Annotated in this window: 14 protein-coding genes; 8 read left to right on the top strand and 6 right to left on the bottom strand. The window is 41.5% G+C overall.

Going from position 1 to position 16,761, the window contains the following annotated elements; all coding sequences use genetic code 11:
• Positions 1-23: 23 nt before the first annotated feature.
• From atpD to glmS, 5 genes are all read left to right on the top strand, one after another.
• Positions 24-1,415 carry a F0F1 ATP synthase subunit beta gene (gene atpD / locus K8B83_RS02080; RefSeq protein ID WP_188739949.1) on the top strand — a complete coding sequence of 464 codons (1,392 nt, stop codon included), beginning with the start codon at positions 24-26 and terminating at the stop codon, positions 1,413-1,415.
• A gap of 36 nt (positions 1,416-1,451) precedes the next feature.
• Positions 1,452-1,880 (top strand): F0F1 ATP synthase subunit epsilon, encoded by a 429-nt coding sequence (locus K8B83_RS02075; RefSeq protein ID WP_223419126.1) that lies wholly within the window; start codon positions 1,452-1,454, stop codon positions 1,878-1,880.
• A gap of 181 nt (positions 1,881-2,061) precedes the next feature.
• Positions 2,062-3,426: a bifunctional UDP-N-acetylglucosamine diphosphorylase/glucosamine-1-phosphate N-acetyltransferase GlmU gene (gene glmU, locus K8B83_RS02070; protein WP_188739947.1), complete on the top strand. Its 1,365-nt coding sequence runs from the start codon at positions 2,062-2,064 to the stop codon at positions 3,424-3,426.
• A gap of 160 nt (positions 3,427-3,586) precedes the next feature.
• Complete coding sequence (locus tag K8B83_RS02065) at positions 3,587-4,357, top strand: DeoR/GlpR family DNA-binding transcription regulator (RefSeq protein ID WP_188739946.1); 771 nt, start codon at positions 3,587-3,589, stop codon at positions 4,355-4,357.
• 29 nt (positions 4,358-4,386) lie between these two features.
• On the top strand, positions 4,387-6,216 hold the full coding sequence (glmS, locus tag K8B83_RS02060; protein WP_223419124.1) for a glutamine--fructose-6-phosphate transaminase (isomerizing): 1,830 nt from the start codon (positions 4,387-4,389) through the stop codon (positions 6,214-6,216).
• A 234-nt stretch (positions 6,217-6,450) separates the two neighbouring features.
• On the opposite strand, the gene K8B83_RS21610 is transcribed toward glmS, so the two are convergent.
• The 3 genes from K8B83_RS21610 to K8B83_RS02050 form a co-directional block, all read right to left on the bottom strand.
• Positions 6,451-6,582, bottom strand: a complete 132-nt coding sequence (locus K8B83_RS21610; protein ID WP_257984938.1) for a hypothetical protein — start codon at positions 6,580-6,582, stop codon at positions 6,451-6,453.
• Between the two features lie 40 nt (positions 6,583-6,622).
• Positions 6,623-6,757, bottom strand: a complete 135-nt coding sequence (locus tag K8B83_RS21710) for a zinc ribbon-containing protein (RefSeq protein ID WP_102037445.1) — start codon at positions 6,755-6,757, stop codon at positions 6,623-6,625.
• A gap of 336 nt (positions 6,758-7,093) precedes the next feature.
• On the bottom strand, positions 7,094-7,810 hold the full coding sequence (locus K8B83_RS02050) for a hypothetical protein (RefSeq protein ID WP_223419122.1): 717 nt from the start codon (positions 7,808-7,810) through the stop codon (positions 7,094-7,096).
• A 120-nt stretch (positions 7,811-7,930) separates the two neighbouring features.
• On the opposite strand from K8B83_RS02050, the gene K8B83_RS02045 reads away from it, so the two are divergent.
• A complete protein-coding gene (locus tag K8B83_RS02045) occupies positions 7,931-9,253 on the top strand; it encodes an IS4 family transposase (RefSeq protein ID WP_223417409.1) in 1,323 nt (440 codons plus the stop codon).
• On the opposite strand, the gene K8B83_RS02040 is transcribed toward K8B83_RS02045, so the two are convergent.
• Entirely contained in the window at positions 9,203-9,580 is a 378-nt protein-coding gene (locus K8B83_RS02040) for a hypothetical protein (protein ID WP_223419120.1), read from the bottom strand. The two genes, K8B83_RS02045 and K8B83_RS02040, sit on opposite strands and share 51 nt — an antisense overlap.
• Positions 9,581-9,874: 294 nt before the next feature.
• Between K8B83_RS02040 and K8B83_RS02035 the strand changes: the two genes are divergently transcribed.
• Complete coding sequence (locus K8B83_RS02035; RefSeq protein WP_223419118.1) at positions 9,875-10,078, top strand: hypothetical protein; 204 nt, start codon at positions 9,875-9,877, stop codon at positions 10,076-10,078.
• Between the two features lie 341 nt (positions 10,079-10,419).
• Complete coding sequence (locus tag K8B83_RS02030; RefSeq protein ID WP_223419117.1) at positions 10,420-11,487, top strand: hypothetical protein; 1,068 nt, start codon at positions 10,420-10,422, stop codon at positions 11,485-11,487.
• A 108-nt stretch (positions 11,488-11,595) separates the two neighbouring features.
• On the opposite strand, the gene K8B83_RS02025 is transcribed toward K8B83_RS02030, so the two are convergent.
• Both K8B83_RS02025 and K8B83_RS02020 read right to left on the bottom strand, forming a co-directional pair.
• Positions 11,596-12,252, bottom strand: a complete 657-nt coding sequence (locus K8B83_RS02025) for a hypothetical protein (protein ID WP_223419115.1) — start codon at positions 12,250-12,252, stop codon at positions 11,596-11,598.
• A 345-nt stretch (positions 12,253-12,597) separates the two neighbouring features.
• Entirely contained in the window at positions 12,598-16,668 is a 4,071-nt protein-coding gene (locus K8B83_RS02020) for an esterase/lipase family protein (RefSeq protein WP_223419113.1), read from the bottom strand.
• Between the last annotated feature and the right edge of the window lie 93 nt (positions 16,669-16,761).

The following is a 16,761-nucleotide window of genomic DNA, read 5'->3' as shown; positions in this document are numbered from 1 at the left end:
AATTCAAGTTTAGAGGATTAATCATGAGCACAGGTACTGTTGTCCAAGTAATTGGCGCGGTTGTGGACGTCGAGTTTCCACAAGATTCTGTACCTCGGGTATATGACGCTCTGAAGATCACAGGTGAAGGCGCCTGTAATGGTTTGGTGCTGGAAGTTCAGCAACAGCTAGGTGGTGGTGTAGTTCGTACCATCGCTATGGGTTCTTCTGATGGTCTGCGTCGTGGTCTAGAGGTAGCAAACTCAGGTTCACCAATTTCTGTTCCGGTTGGAGTGAAAACTCTTGGCCGTATCATGAACGTATTAGGTGAGCCAATTGATGAAGCGGGCGAAATCGGTGAAGAAGAGCGTTATGAAATTCACCGTGCAGCACCTTCATACGAAGATCAATCAAACACGACTGAACTTTTAGAGACTGGTATCAAGGTTATCGACCTTGTATGTCCTTTCGCTAAAGGTGGTAAAGTAGGTCTGTTCGGTGGTGCGGGTGTTGGTAAAACAGTTAACATGATGGAACTGATTAACAACATCGCTAAAGCTCACTCAGGTCTTTCTGTATTCGCTGGTGTAGGTGAGCGTACTCGTGAGGGTAACGACTTCTACTACGAGATGGAAGATTCAGGCGTATTAGACAAAGTTGCCATGGTATATGGTCAGATGAACGAGCCTCCAGGAAACCGTTTACGCGTAGCGTTAACTGGTTTGACTATGGCTGAAAAGTTCCGTGACGAAGGTCGTGACGTACTGTTGTTCGTTGACAACATCTACCGTTATACCTTAGCTGGTACTGAAGTATCTGCACTGTTAGGTCGTATGCCTTCTGCGGTAGGTTATCAGCCAACACTAGCTGAAGAAATGGGTGTTCTACAAGAACGTATTACTTCAACTAAAACAGGTTCGATTACTTCTGTTCAAGCAGTATATGTACCTGCGGATGACTTAACCGATCCGTCACCAGCAACAACCTTCGCTCACTTAGATGCGACTGTTGTATTGTCTCGTCAAATTGCTTCATTGGGTATTTACCCAGCCGTTGACCCATTGGACTCGACTTCACGTCAGTTAGATCCACAGGTTGTTGGTCAAGAGCATTATGATGTTGCAAACGGTGTACAAACTGTATTACAGCGTTATAAAGAGCTGAAAGACATTATTGCTATTTTGGGTATGGATGAATTGTCAGATGACGACAAAACAACTGTATTCCGTGCACGTAAGATTGAGCGTTTCTTATCTCAACCTTTCTTCGTAGCAGAAGTGTTTACAGGTTCTCCAGGTAAGTACGTTTCTCTAAAAGACACCATCCGTGGCTTTAAGGGTATTTTGGACGGTGAATTCGATCACATTCCAGAGCAAGCGTTCTACATGGTTGGCTCAATCGATGAAGCTATCGAGAAAGCGAACAAAAAGAAATAACTAGGCCGTAAAGCTTAGTTCTTTAAGGAGAACTTGATGGCAGCCAAAACAGTCCAACTTGATATTGTTAGTGCAGAAGACAGCATCTACCACGGCGAAGTGAGCTTTTTTGAAGTGAACGGCGCTGAAGGTGAGTTAGGTATTATGCCTAACCACGTTGCTCTACTAACAAAAATCAAGCCTGGTATGGCGCGCTTTATCAAGCAAGATGGTAGTGAAGAAGTGTTGTACCTTTCTGGTGGTTTACTAGAAGTGCAACCTACTGCAATCTCAGTACTTGCTGATGTAGCATTACGTGCCGATGATATTGATGTAAAAGCCGCTTTAGAAGCGAAAGAACGTGCAGAGCAAGCTATTGCTAATGCTGGCGCCGACTTTAACTACGAAGCCGCAGCTATTGAATTGGCCAAGTCTTTGGCTCAATTAAAAGTAGTTGAAACCATCAAGAAAAATATCACCAGATAATCTGATTATTTGACGCAATAAAAGGCGACTCGTTATGAGTCGCCTTTTTTATTGCTTAAATACCATATTGAGAGCTTTTTTATTTAGATAAATAAGTGATCAGAGAGTGCTGATTGGTATTAGCATGGGATTAAGCTAAAATAGCGCCAATTTGAATTCATCTTGTTTGAAGGGACTAATTATGTCGTTAAATGTTGTTATCTTAGCCGCAGGCAAAGGAACACGCATGCGCTCAGATTTACCTAAAGTGCTGCATCCTATTGCCCATAAAAGTATGGTTCAGCATGTTATCGACACTGCTAACTCATTAGGAGCGCAAGCCATTCAACTAGTGTATGGCTACGGCGCCGACAAATTAAAGGCTACACTCGGTGAACAAGCACTTAATTGGGTGTTACAAGCAGAGCAGCTCGGTACCGGGCACGCTGTCGCTCAAGCCAACTCAAACATCAACGACGACGATACCGTGCTTATTCTTTACGGTGATGTTCCACTTATTCAACAATCAACATTAGAGACACTACTAGCGGCTCGCTCAGCAAATGGATTAGCCATTTTAACGGTCAATTTGCCTAACCCAACCGGTTACGGCCGTATTGTGAGAGAGTCAGGTAAAGTGGTTGGCATCGTAGAGCAAAAAGATGCTAACGCAGAACAGCTCACCATCACTGAAGTTAACACAGGTATTATGGCCGTACCTGGCAAGCAGCTAAAAGCCTGGTTGAGCCGGTTATCAAACAACAACGCGCAAGGCGAATATTACTTAACCGATATTATTGCAATGGCGAATGCAGATGGTGTTGATATTACAACCTCACAACCACAATCGGCAATTGAAGTAGAAGGTGCCAATAACCGTGTGCAATTAGCACAATTAGAGCGAGCGTACCAAGCGCGCGCCGCTGAAAAACTCATGTTAGAAGGTGCTAATTTACGCGATCCTGCCCGTATTGATATTCGCGGTGATGTCAGCGTGGGTATGGATGTGATGATTGATGTTAATGTCATTTTTCAAGGTAAGGTTACTTTAGGTAATAACGTTACCATTGGCGCAGGCGCTATTTTAATTGATTGTGACATTGCCGATAACGCAGAAATTAAACCTTATACCATTGTTGAAGGCGCAAAACTTGGCCAAGCAGCAAGTGCAGGGCCTTTTGCCCGTTTGCGCCCTGGTGCAGAGCTTAAACAAGATGCACACATTGGTAATTTTGTTGAAATTAAAAAGAGCGTATTAGGTGTTGGCTCCAAAGCAGGCCATTTAGCCTATCTTGGCGATGCTGTTATTGGCGCCGGTGTCAACATAGGAGCTGGTACCATTACCTGTAACTACGACGGCGCTAACAAGTTTGTTACCACCATAGAAGATGGCGTATTTGTCGGCAGTGATACCCAATTAGTCGCGCCAGTCACCATAGGTAAAAACGCGACATTAGGTGCCGGTTCTACTATCACTAAAGATGTTGCAGCAGATGAACTGGTTATTACCCGGGTAAAACAACGTCATATCACAGGTTGGCAACGTCCTGTAAAAATTAAAAAGTAACATTTTAAACCCTTCTAAAATGTAACCATAAGAACCTCTGCTTATCACAGAGGTTTTTTTGTACTTTTATTTCAATTTGAATCATTCAGATCTAGATAAAGTTTCATTTGATGTTAAAATATCTTTCGTTTCGAAACTTATGTGAAAGATTTTTAATCAAATGACCAAACGTAATACCCAACAACGTCGCCATTCGATCATTAAATTGGTTAACGAGCAAGGTGAAGTCAGTGTCGATGAACTGGCCAGTTTGTTCGCGACCTCAGAAGTCACTATTCGTAAAGATTTAGCCATGCTTGAAACTCATGGTTTATTGCTACGTCGTTATGGTGGGGCCGTTCCTGTTCCTCAAGAAATGACCCAAATAGCAAACGAAACATTGTCGTTGAACAAACAAGCCATTGCAGCAAAAGCCGCTGAGCTCATTCGCGATCATAACCGAATCATAATAGACAGTGGCAGTACCACATCGGGGATAGTGCAACAGCTTAATGATAAGCGTGGCCTAGTGGTGATGACAAACTCATTGCAACTAGCCAATGCCATACACGAACTTGAAAACGAACCGACATTATTGATGACCGGTGGCACCTGGGATCCGCATTCAGAGTCTTTTCAGGGCCAGGTGGCAGAGCAAGTATTACGCTCATATAACTTCGACCAATTATTTATCGGTGCAGACGGCATCGATCTTGATCGTGGAACCACTACATTTAATGAACTCACCGGCCTCAGTAAAGTCATGGCCGAAATGTCACGTGAAGTGGTGGTGCTATTAGAGTCGACCAAAATAGGCCGGCGGATCCCCAACCTGGAACTGCCGTGGGATGTGGTGAATGTGTTAGTTACTGACGACAACATTAGCCCGCAAGCCGTAGAAACTATTTCTGCACATGGCGTAAAAGTGATACTTGCGCCATATGCAAACTAAATTAATTTAATATCGTAAAGGAAAATAACATGTGTGGAATCGTAGGCGCTGTTGCGCAAAGGGATGTTGCAGAAATTTTAGTAGAAGGCCTTCGTCGCCTTGAATACCGCGGTTATGACTCTGCGGGTGTTGCTGTCATTAATCAAGGTGAATTAAGCCGCACTCGCCGTTTAGGCAAAGTACAAGAGTTATCATCAGCGTTAGACGCCGCGCCACTGGCTGGCGGCACAGGTATTGCTCACACTCGTTGGGCAACTCATGGTGAACCAAGTGAGCGTAATGCTCACCCGCATTTATCTGAGGGTGACATTGCCGTAGTACACAACGGTATTATTGAAAACCACAACAAGCTACGTGAAATGCTTAAAGACTTAGGTTATGTGTTTTCATCAGACACCGACACCGAAGTTATATGTCACTTAGTACATCACGAGCTTAAAACAGCAGGCAGTTTATTGGCCGCAGTGCAGGCTACCGTAAAACAACTCGAAGGCGCATACGGCACAGTGGTTATCGACCGTCGTGACAGTGAACGTATGGTTGTGGCTCGAAGTGGTAGCCCGCTAGTGATTGGTTTTGGTTTAGGTGAAAACTTTGTTGCCTCAGATCAATTAGCCTTACTGCCTGTAACTCGCTCATTTGCCTTTTTAGAAGAGGGCGATGTCGCTGAAGTTACGCGTCGCGAAGTCAACATTTTTGACCTTAACGGCAGCCCTGTTAAGCGTGAAGTAAAAGAATCTGAAGTGACCCATGACGCCGGTGATAAAGGCGAATACCGTCACTATATGCTAAAAGAGATTTACGAGCAGCCAACCGCTATTGCCCACACTTTAGAAGGCCGTATAGCGGGCGGAAAAGTACTAGATTCTGCATTTGGTGAAAACGCCGCAGAATTGTTAAAAGACATTAAACACGTACAAATTATTGCCTGTGGTACCAGTTACCATGCAGGTATGGCAGCGCGCTACTGGTTAGAAGACTGGGCAGGTGTATCGTGTAACGTTGAAATTGCATCAGAATTCCGTTACCGCAAATCGCATTTATTCCCAAACAGCCTATTAGTGACCATTTCGCAATCGGGTGAAACAGCCGACACATTAGCAGCAATGCGCTTAGCAAAAGAGATGGGTTACAAAGCCACATTAACCATCTGTAACTCACAAGGTTCGTCATTAGTACGCGAATCAGACATGGCGTATATGATGAAAGCCGGCGCTGAAATTGGCGTAGCCTCAACCAAAGCCTTTACCGTGCAACTTGCAGGTTTGTTAATGTTGACCACAGTTATTGGTCGTCATAATGGCATGTCTAGCGAAATGGAAGCTGCAATTACTCAAAGCTTACTGTCAATGCCCGCTAAGGTTGAGCAAGCACTAGGGTTAGACGATGCGATTGCTGAATTAGCAGAAGATTTCGCCGACAAGCACCACGCGTTATTCTTAGGCCGTGGCGATCAATACCCCATCGCAATGGAAGGCGCGTTAAAGCTGAAAGAGATTTCGTACATTCACGCAGAAGCGTACGCCTCTGGCGAGTTAAAACACGGCCCATTAGCACTAATTGATGCCGACATGCCAGTGATTGTGGTTGCACCAAACAACGAACTGCTTGAAAAGCTTAAATCAAACGTTGAAGAAGTGCGCGCCCGCGGCGGCTTAATGTATGTATTTGCTGATGTCGATGCTGAGTTTGAATCAGACGACACCATGAAAGTCATCCAAGTACCACATTGTGATGAGTTTATGGCACCACTGATTTACACCATTCCATTACAATTATTGTCATACCATGTGGCATTAATTAAAGGTACCGATGTAGACCAACCACGTAACCTAGCCAAGTCAGTTACGGTAGAATAGTTACAAGTAACCGTATCGCCTGTGGGAGTTAAATAGAGTTCGAAACTAGTCATAAAGATAGCGACTAACTGAAAAGTTAGAAACTAAACAAGTTCGCTACTGTGAAATGTTCGAAACTAAAAAAAAGCGACTGACTCATTGAGTGGTCGCTTTTTCTTTTTAAGATAAAAAGTTATGTTAATGCAATAGTCATGGGTAGTTAAACTCCAGGACGATAGCGTTTGTAATGCAAAACTATTTACCCGGTTTATGTTTATGAGTGTCTAAACTTGGATGTTTAGATTTATTCTCAGGGGTAACACTACGTCTTTGGTCTGTTTTACCCGTTGATTCAGCTTTTGGCTTGGGGCCTGGTTTTATGCTCATGACGCTCACCTCATTTATAAGTTTATATAAGGCCATTATTTTAAGGCGTGTAGTTTGTTGCTTCGCATTTAGGGCAAGGAGGAAGTGTATCGGAGTTATCATCTAAAATGACTTTTTGCCCACATTTTGTGCATGTATAAACACCTTTCCCTGGTTTTTCGCCTGTGCTCGACATAAATATATCTCCTTGATAACTGGATTCAATAATACAAAATGTATTATTGAATCCTATATTGGGTAAAAAAAAGAACAATGCAAGAGTTATTTTTAAGCAGATTCTTAATAGAAATCATTCTAATGATTATGCATTAAGGGCATCATCATATTTCGTTTGATACTAAACTTTGTTAAAACGTTTTTGCCCCAATATTAGTTACGACTGAATGACTGCCAGCTTTGGAGAAATGCACTTTGACTTAGTTTTTTTAATGTCAATATTGTTTACAAGGAAGAGGGAAGAACAGTTAACATTTTCCCTTTATAGCTATACCGTAATGATTTTTATTTGTAACTACTCATATTTTAGCTCTCCAAACAATCCAATCATCAGGTCATCCTCTAGAATCTCATATGGAAGTTCTACATATTCTTTAGAATGTCTTGGTTTGGCTTTGCCATCATGTGGCGCATTCTTTGTGTGACCTTGAACTAAATCCCCGTTTTCTTTGACATAAGGTAGTACAACGATGCGTCCGTGGTTTTTAGATAGAATAGTTCCTTTTTTCCAAAGTGTATTTCCTGACTTTTCAGCATCAGAATAACTAACCTCTTTTACTACCCAACCAACATTGCCGCTTTCTTCAAACCAGAATACAAACCCTGATGCCACTACGACCTTTTTTCCTTGCTGCTCTGCTTCGTCGAGCATTCGCTTAACGCTAGCCAATTGAAGTAATTGATTTGCTCTTGGGAGTAAGATTTCTCGAATATTAGATTTGGTTTTCCCCCAGTGTTCTGCTCCATTTAAGCCGAATGCAGCAGCAATTCTTTCTCTATAGAAATACTTGGCTGTTTGCTTAGTGTGTTTTGCTCTAGTTGACCAGTCATGCCCTTTGTCCCTTAGTAAACTAATTCCATATTTTTTAAGTCGCACAAAATTTATATATGGAGTTTCGTTCAATATTTCCATTAATGAATCTAGAATACTTTCGCAATTATCTGGTAAGACAATTTCATTGACAGAGGGCCTTGGGGTTTCTTGATGCCTACGGATAGCTTCAGAAAGCATAAGCTGTTCTTCACCAAATAGTCGGCTTTGTCTGGTTTAATGCCGATCGTTTAAGCGACTTGAACGATCTTTTCTAGGCTTCATAATCGGTCTTAGATTTATTTCTGAGGCCGATTTTTTATGTCTGAATTTTCTTTAGAGTTACAAGCGACTGCTGAATTGCATTTTCCAGAGTCAATCGACTCATTTCGCAAAAATATCCCTATCGAATGGGTATCGGAAGCCGTTAATCAAACAGGCCGTGCCGCCGTCAGAAAGAGAAGATTCCCTGCTGAACAAGCCGTTTGGTTGGTACTTGGGATTGGTTTGATGCGTAATCGTTCTATTAGCGATGTTTGCGATAAATTGGAATTGGCTTTTCCTGATTCAAAAGGCGATTTGCCCCCCTTAGCCACGAGCAGCATTGTTAAAGCTAGACAGCGCATTGGTTATGAACCATTGCGGTACCTATTTCACACCACGGCAACTCACTGGGAAGCTGAAGGACAGTCAGACTCAGTCTGCGGTCTTAAGCTTCTTAGCGTTGATGGCACTCAATTTAAAACGCCAGAAACTGAAGATAATAAAAAGTTAGGCTACGCCAGAGGTAAATCAACATTCCCCTCGGTCCTTGCTGTGACGCTCATGTCAACACGAACGCACCTCATTTCTGATGCCGCCTTCGGCCCCATAACAAACAGTGAAATATCTTATGCTCAACAACTTGTAGGCTCAGCCCCAGATAATTCTTTGACTCTTTTTGACCGTGGTTTCATGTCTGCAGAGCTTTTTGAATCATGGCGTGGAGCAGGAGCGAATACTCACTGGCTCACACCAATAAAAAGCAAATTTAGGTACGAAGTTTTAGAAGAATACTCAGAGCACGATAAACTGATAAAAATGCCTGTGTCACCTGATGCAAAAAGAAAATATCCTCACCTTAGGGATAGTTGGCAAGCTCGTTTGGTGCTTATTCCTGTGCCTAAAGGAGAAATCAAAGGGTTTATAACCTCACTAGAATGCCCGATTACCTACCCATTGAAAGATATCATTAACGTTTATTGGGAACGCTGGGAAATAGAGCAGAGTTATGGTGAACTCAAGCAAGGTCAACTGAATAATCAAGCCATTCTTAGAAGCCAAAAAGTCGAAGGTATTTATCAAGAACTATGGGGAATCTTAATTTCTTATAACCTAGTTCGATTAGAAATGAAAAGGATGGCAGAATCTCATGACGTAGAGCCATTAAGAATAAGCTTTATCAATGCATTAAGACTCATTCAAGATGAGTTCCTATGGTGCTCAGGACGGACACCTGGAACGATCCCTAAAAAGCTGCAAAACCTTAGGGAGAATGGAAAGCGATTAATCCTACCAAAAAAAAGAAAGCGAAAACCATTTCCAAGACAAGTGCTATATAAAGCACCACGTTACCCCTATAAGAAAAGAGCCGCTCACTGTTAAGCGAGCGGCATTACTTTGTCTGGTTACATCTTTTTCAATTTTTAGAAGTAAAGACTCTTTTTCACTGATAGATAAATCAAGATTAGCAAGTTCTTCTGATAGCACGGTATTTCTTTTTATAGCGGCTTCTACCGCTAATTCATATGAGTCATAGACTTCAGATTTCACGTGCTTTGTTTCAAGCTCAACGAATGCTTTATACCACTTTAAAGAGCCGTCTTTGCGAAGTTTTAGATCATACATTTGCCATATACCAGCTTCATACCATGGTTGTGGCCATACTGCTAAAGTCGGTAGTGAATATCCAGGCATTTGCTCTAACCACATATTTTCTTCCCTATGTATCTAGCTATGGAGATATTGATTGTTAAGCATTTTACACACTTCATTACTAAATCATAAAACATCACTACCACATCTTTGGAAAAGTGCTTTTCTATCTCAGTTTTAACACTCTGTTGCCCCCCTTTCAATGTTAGGGGCTATTGCCCATTCAGTTCAGTAGAACTTCATTTGACTTACTTTTCCTCATACCATTAATGTGTTTCAATATCTGGTGTTGAGGGAGCATCTCTCAAAGAGTAGAAATTGGTTAAACACAGCTAATTACAGGTTGGAATTATGGTTAAGAAAATTATTGTCACCGCGATAATAGGATATGTCGCATGGTCGTTCTTTATTGACGATAGTTTGAAAACGTATGACGGTTGTGTTGATGCCATGTATTCCCAGTTCACTGCTATTAAAGACAGGGGAGAACGTAAAGCTATAGCCAGGTTACGTTGCGACGAGCTTGTAGCTGAAGGTAAGCTTAACCCCAAATAGTATATCTAATCAATGACTTGCTAACCGGCTTCCCCTAGGTTGGCACAAATCTGCCCCATTCCGAGTTAGTGTTAGTACCATTTGCAATGCATCTATACTGGACTATCAATACCTAAACTAATGTTAACCCTCATATTACCCTTTGGATACCAAATCATTCTCGGTATTCGAAGTCTCTCATTCTTTGAGAGTTTAACTGTTGTCACAACACAATATTCAATGTTAAGTTTTTGCCAAAACTTAACTATTATCGTATTTATATCAGTAAACCTATTGCTTTGGTTCGTTTTTATTAGAAGTCCGGTTAATACATTATTATGTCAAGGGAGTAAGTCTCAGTTATGGCAGAACCAACAAATATTGAAAATCGTCCCGAAGAGCTATTTGAACTTCCATATTATAGAGAATTACCTGACTTGCCCGTAACGGTTGATATGTCGGGAAGTATTGGCAAATTTCTAGAATTTGATTTGTTCGACTTAGATGGTGTCCAGCCACTCGAACTAAGACATATGATTGCCAATGATCGTGTGGTTAGTGTTAATCCGTCTGAAAAATCAATTGAAATATATAAAAAGGAAAAAGTGACTTTTCAGTTAGTCTTTATCGTAGTTAATGCATATGGATTTAAAGAGGTAGACGGTGTTTTAGTTGGCAAGCCTTACAATATTTCGTTACAACCAGCTAGTAAGCGAGGTGAACTATCCGTTACTACCCCTGAGTGGATTGAGCATATTGATTTCGAAGAGCAAAATTTGGTTCCGAAAATCTATAATGGATTTAACCCGTTTTCGGGCGCTTGTGGTTTACATATGATGGGGTACACCGATTACACAGGCATTGAGTCTGATATGATAGGGTTTGTTGTTGGCACCTACGCACTTGCTATGCCGTTTAAACATAGTGAGGTTCTATCTCCTGGAGTACCGGAGCCTTTACGAGGCAATAAACAAGTACGTCAGGACTACGAAAAGTATCGAAAAAATTGGTACTTTAAACCATTTAAAAAAGTTAAACCGAAGCGAATTTGGGGTTGCGATTCACCTATCGAATTGTTTTTGTTACAAGCAATGGACTCTATTGGCTTGTACCCAGAGTTACAAACGATAATCTGTGAAGATGGCTTCACTGTTCCTGGATTTCATAAGTTATGGGAAAATGCCAAATCACGTCGTCGCTTAAAAACAATTACAGATGCTGACTATTACTTTTCTGATAAAAAGTTAGCCGTATTCTGTGATTCAATTGCGTATCATTCGTCAGTCGAAGCGGTAGCCAAAGATAAAGCTATAGACATAAAGCTTAATAAAATTGGTATTACTAGCATGAGAATTTGTGGTCGAGACATTGCAACGTCTCCAATTGAATGTGCTAATCGAATTCGAGATAAATTGACAGGCATGGCATAACAAATTGTCTAAAAGTGATTCGGAGCCTAGTGCTGAGCTTAAAATCTAAGTCATTCCTGTCCATTTATGCTTTCATAGTTAGCTGGAAGATGATGTGACACAAGGACATTAGGGAGCTAAGGTGTCACGACGAGTTTTAAGTTCTTTTTGAACATGCTCTACTATTGAAGGCTTGCCTAGCTCTGCAAAAAAGTTATCGACCAAATTAATTGCAGTTATAGTTGCCCATTCAGCATACTCTTTTTGTTCCCAAGTCCCTTTGAGGCCTTTTTTCCTGAAAACCATCAAGTTCAGAACAGGCCAATATTGGGTAAGGTGAGAACTACCAGAGCCAAGCATTTCTGGTGTACCTGAATCTAGCCAATCACCTTTATAATGCGTCAGGTTATTTCTCAACTTGATCAATGCTTCAGCATGCTGGATTAGTTTACTACCTCGGTCGATTTTTTTTCTGCCTTTAGATAATAGGCCAATATCATATTTATTAAGTATTCCCTCCCTATCAAATGATTTGAAATCTGTAGCCTTAAATTTTTTAGACACTTTTTGTTTTTTTAACCAAGAATCAATAAATGATTCTTCGTTGGAAGACCATTCATTGATTGCAGCTTCCATGAATGCAACAGAGCAGAATATAGCTGCACTTACATTGGCACAGAGGATATTTTTATTATCAAGGTCTACTTCAAATGCACATCGAGAGAAGTGAGCTGCTGACATAGCGTGTGAAATAGACATATATCGAGTTAAACAAATACCTATCATAAGGTTTCTTCACAAATACATAATGTTAGATGCTGATAGCGTTCCATAAATTATCCCCAAAGTAAATGCTAGCCACAATGGTTCCCCTGTAGTTCAAACTTACCCATACCGGATTCTAAAAGTAATGTGAGTTGGTTAATTTTGAACATTAACTCTAAGAAGGTTCTGTCCAGTAACGGGTTAGAATAAACACTTGTGTATACTCTGTCACTTTGACTAAAATTTATCCTAGTGAATGCTCATCAAAGATATGGTCAATGTAATTCTGAACTTGGCGAAGTGTTAACTATCATCAATAAATACAGTTAACATTATTTGATATTGACTCAAATACTTGCTGAAACGTCACCATTCAAACCTTTCATCTGTATCTCGATTTCGTTCTTCTTCCCATTTTCTTTCTGCGTCAATCCTGCTTTGTAGAGATGCCTTCTTTGAGCAGGCCCATTGTTGAACTTGTGAATCACCAAAACTCTCTAGTTCAGCATATATGGCGATGCGCGTCTCAAGGAAATTCGCATACGACCCAGAAATCACGCTAGGCCTGTGAGTTATATCCATTTTGTCCAGAACATCTATGGGATTGGGGCTGATGTCCAAAAGCATTCTTGCTTCTTTGCTCAGTTGGTACACTTCGTTTTCTTTGCTGTACGGTGATATGATCTGAGCAACGATAGGGCATCGTTTGGATGGGTTGACTCCACACCATTCAGAAATAAGATCAAGGGGTATCAATGGGGGGTGGCTGCATTTAAAAAATGCGACTGCACGTTCCTGACAATTACCTTCTTCATCTAGCAAGCTGTCGAAAACAGCCTTATGGTTGGAATTTACTACTACTTCAAGTGTTCTTGGAAGTTTATATCGGAAACTAAATATAGGCTGTTTCTCTATCATGTGTTCGAGAATAGTCCGAGTTGCCTCATAATTTATTGAGATTGAAAGTGCGGCTCTCGCGATATTATGCAAAGCGTAATCTTTATGGCCATTGAAGTCTTCTGTAGAAAAATCAGAAAGGATGAGGGTTTGTAGTGCCAGTTCTTTTATTTCATTTGAAGGTGTATATGTACTTTCAGTTCTTAACCCGTGGAATCGCATAGACAGGATTTCAACTGAAACCTTTACTCCATCAGGTTGCTTGTTGATTCGACGCAGTATTTCACCAAGATCGGTATCAGATAGTGCTTCATGGACTCTTCCATACCCAAGAGACTGATAAAAATGAATTGGCGATTGTTGCATTTCAATAGCCTGTATTAGCCTAGTTACAGCATTGGTATCGAGAGTTGCGTTGAACTGTATATGTGGAAACCATTTATTTCCGCGTTTATCATGCAAAAGACTATCGAGAATCGAGTTAGTCAGCTTAGGATTTATTTGGCTTAGGTGGCGAATAAACCCACACATAACATTGACTTCCTGCTTTTTAAACGGGATTTCTGATAAGCTGGCGAGAAGCTTTTCCCAGAAGTGTAAGTGGTCATCTACACCTTTTGCACACCCAATGCCAAAAGCATAGCGTCGGGTGAAACTTTCCTGAGTAGACAATACTTCACACAGTTTTGATATAAGGTATTGCAGGTGTGACTTAGATAAATCATTACCTAGTTTTTCTGCTTTTTCTTCTGCTATTTCCAAACCATTGAATTCACTTTCGCCATCTTCACCAATGGTATCCAAGAAATAAAAATCATTGTGGGTTGATAGCAAATACATGTGTATTTTTTCATCTAGAGAGGTAGGGCGCAGTCTTTCTAGAATCCCTTCGATTCTGATTTTTTCAGAGTGTTCTAGATCCTTAGCGTTGAATCGCAAAAATGAGCCTAGTCGCAGCCACCCTTCACTCCATTCACCAGTAGATAAAACTACTTCTATAGCATCTTCTAAAATTTTCCAGAGGGTTTTGCTATGGAATAGCTCACTAAGATGGACCGCTAGAGTGGACTTTGCATGTTTACAAAGCGGGTCATTACGTCTCGCTAATGACGTGGTGTACTCAATAAAAAATTGACACCACTCGGTGCATTCTTGATTTGATGAAGGGTGATACCCATAGTCTCTAGAGCGAGCACCAAAGTCGAAACTATGATGCGATGAGAAATGTGAAGACTCTAGCGACGCGTTAAGCAATTCAAAGCCGATTTCAATTTTGCATTCATCGCCGGATTCAATAAGTTCGCTGATGGTTTCTAATCTTTGTTCTTTACTCGCATGCGTGCCTGATAAGTAAAGGTAAAACAGTGACTTAAGAGTATCTCTAACGGAATTGTAGTTCTCATCTTTCTTTTCAGCTGTGGCAATCTCAGCTAGTAACTTAGTGCTTTGAAGAAAAAGTTCAGGCTCATAAGCTAAGCTTCTAAGTAGCTCGGCCAATTGTGATAATTCTTGGTTTTTTCTTGTAAGGAAATTAGCGTCATTCTCGGAGAGTTTCATCAGGAAATCTAACGTTTCCTGAGGGGCTATTGGAGCTGAGTTTGTCAAAATGGTTAAAGCTAGTTCTTGTTCGTCATTAGCCAGAAGTTTACTGATAGTCCCATCCTGTCTTAACCAGTTCGCTACTACATCTTGCGCTTCGGTACAGTTATCTAGATAGCTAATTCGGCGGGATACTGACTTAAGGATACGTCTGTCCGTATTCTCATTGAAGAAACTAACAAATAAGTTAGCTGGAATATTTTGCATCGCGACTTTTGCTAGCCTGTTTGCAATAGGATGTGGAAGTACTGCCATCCATATCCCTCGTTGCTGAATGAGGTTACGGCGCTTTAGTTCTTGAGCGCTTTCGTAAAGAGTTTTCGTGGGAGTGCTGGATACAGAACTGAGAAGTTCTAACTCGCTAGAGTACGGACTCTCATCATCTTTATATTGAAATGAGTAGACAAGTGATAAAGCCTGCGCAGCTTGCATCAAAGAGTGCTCTTCCTGATGACGCTGGTGGAACAGTCTCTTGAAAAGCTGGTCGTCCTTTAGATGAGAGATGCTTTCTGATTGTTCCACTGTTGATGCTAACGCGATAGCAATTCGAGCATTACCACCTGAAAAATCAGCTATTTTACTTGCGTCTTGTTCGCTTAAATTCGTGAACCTAGCTTTGAGTAAATTGGTGACTAGGGTATCGGATGCTGGCTCCAAAGAGAGTACACCAGTTCCTTCCGGCTGATCTTCGCGGATGTCATACTCAATGGTTAGTAAGCTGATACTCTTCTTGCAGCTTGGAGACAAATCCCGATGTAGTTCAGGTGGACAGTTGTCGATTATGACAATTGCCTTCTTGTCTTCAGCCACCAGCTTCTCTATCACAGCTCTTGGAGTAGGGATTGGAGCGTGTCCCATATCAGTATAAAGCACCTGCTCTACGGGAAGCTGATGTTCGCCCACGCGCTCGTCAAATAGAGCTTGGACTAGTCGAGTTTTCCCCACTCCAGAAAGGCCGACAAGTCGGGTTGAAGTACCTGGTGCCCCTAGTTTACTTCTGAGTGATTGAATTGCCTCAAGACCAGTTTTGCCTTCTTTATCACTAGAGGAAACGTCGAAAAGGCGGACTTGTTCGTCAACAATATACGCTTCCTCAACCCCCTTTGGGGAGTTGGACCAGTTTGAATAACCTTGCCAGCCATGGCTTCCCTTTGGGTATTTGGAGTCTAGCCACTGCAATTGTGGTGGCTTGCTTTCTTTGGTAACGAAATCCTTTATGTATCGATAGATTTGGGATTGCTTGTTGGCAAGTTTAGTAATGCTGAGGTGGTCAGCATCCACTAGGAGAGCCTCAGTGTTTAAGCCGGGATCTGCACTATCCGGCGTAACTATCGTTATGAGGCGTTTGCAGGGCTGGTTCTCCATGAGTATCAGGTGGTCAACATCGCGATTGCGTACAGAAGCTCTATACCATTCATTCAACTCGCGGAGGTTAGGGTCATTTTTAAGTAGAGAGGCTGTCGCTGCGGATGGCAAGATAATAACTCTTAGCCAATCGATCAGGTCAGCGCCGTCTGAACCACGGTGTGGAGTGGCAAGAAAGCAAACTTTGTTTACACGCCCTATAATGCTTTGTAATTCTGAGCTTCTATCCGCATAGTGGAACATTTGCTTGATCATCAGCCCTCCCATGCTATGACCAACAAAGATTATTTCTCCATCTCTGAATAATGGCTCTTGGTTTAATCTGTGCAGAATATCTTTTGCTCTGTCGGTAAAGTGCATAGCTTTTTGGCTTCCCCAACGAGATATTGGGTTTAAGTATCCAATAGACCAAATGGCAATATTATCAACGTCTTCACTAAGCCAGTTAGGCCAGAAGCCTTTATCTTGAGTAGAGGAAATCCAAGTGTTTTCGTAGTGCCCACCTAACCCATGTATAAAGACAACGTGAGTCTTGATATCGCCATCAGATTTAGACATTAGATGCAACTCAGCCATCTGTACTTTTCCTTGTAATAAGTAAGAGGTAAACGCGGATGTGCTCACCTCTTTAATTTTGATTCCATTGAATCAAGTCAGTTTGGATGACTA

The sequence above is a fragment of the Shewanella inventionis genome (genome assembly GCF_019931735.1).
Lineage (GTDB): Bacteria > Pseudomonadota > Gammaproteobacteria > Enterobacterales > Shewanellaceae > Shewanella > Shewanella inventionis.
Note: the sequence above shows the minus strand (reverse complement) of the source record. Positions and strands in the feature narration are given on the sequence as shown.

Bases quoted from the DNA above. Each gene is read 5' to 3' on its own strand.
- K8B83_RS02035 (WP_223419118.1), top strand. From the start codon at position 9,875: ATGGTTAAGAAAATTATTGTCACCGCGATAATAGGATATGTCGCATGG.
- K8B83_RS02030 (WP_223419117.1), top strand. From the start codon at position 10,420: ATGGCAGAACCAACAAATATTGAAAATCGTCCCGAAGAGCTATTTGAA.
- K8B83_RS02050 (WP_223419122.1), bottom strand. From the start codon at position 7,810: ATGCTTTCTGAAGCTATCCGTAGGCATCAAGAAACCCCAAGGCCCTCT.
- K8B83_RS02075 (WP_223419126.1), top strand. From the start codon at position 1,452: ATGGCAGCCAAAACAGTCCAACTTGATATTGTTAGTGCAGAAGACAGC.
- K8B83_RS21610 (WP_257984938.1), bottom strand. From the start codon at position 6,582: ATGAGCATAAAACCAGGCCCCAAGCCAAAAGCTGAATCAACGGGTAAA.
- K8B83_RS02025 (WP_223419115.1), bottom strand. From the start codon at position 12,252: ATGATAGGTATTTGTTTAACTCGATATATGTCTATTTCACACGCTATG.
- K8B83_RS02045 (WP_223417409.1), top strand. From the start codon at position 7,931: ATGTCTGAATTTTCTTTAGAGTTACAAGCGACTGCTGAATTGCATTTT.
- atpD (WP_188739949.1), top strand. From the start codon at position 24: ATGAGCACAGGTACTGTTGTCCAAGTAATTGGCGCGGTTGTGGACGTC.
- glmS (WP_223419124.1), top strand. From the start codon at position 4,387: ATGTGTGGAATCGTAGGCGCTGTTGCGCAAAGGGATGTTGCAGAAATT.
- K8B83_RS21710 (WP_102037445.1), bottom strand. From the start codon at position 6,757: ATGTCGAGCACAGGCGAAAAACCAGGGAAAGGTGTTTATACATGCACA.
- K8B83_RS02040 (WP_223419120.1), bottom strand. From the start codon at position 9,580: ATGTGGTTAGAGCAAATGCCTGGATATTCACTACCGACTTTAGCAGTA.
- K8B83_RS02065 (WP_188739946.1), top strand. From the start codon at position 3,587: ATGACCAAACGTAATACCCAACAACGTCGCCATTCGATCATTAAATTG.
- K8B83_RS02020 (WP_223419113.1), bottom strand. From the start codon at position 16,668: ATGGCTGAGTTGCATCTAATGTCTAAATCTGATGGCGATATCAAGACT.
- glmU (WP_188739947.1), top strand. From the start codon at position 2,062: ATGTCGTTAAATGTTGTTATCTTAGCCGCAGGCAAAGGAACACGCATG.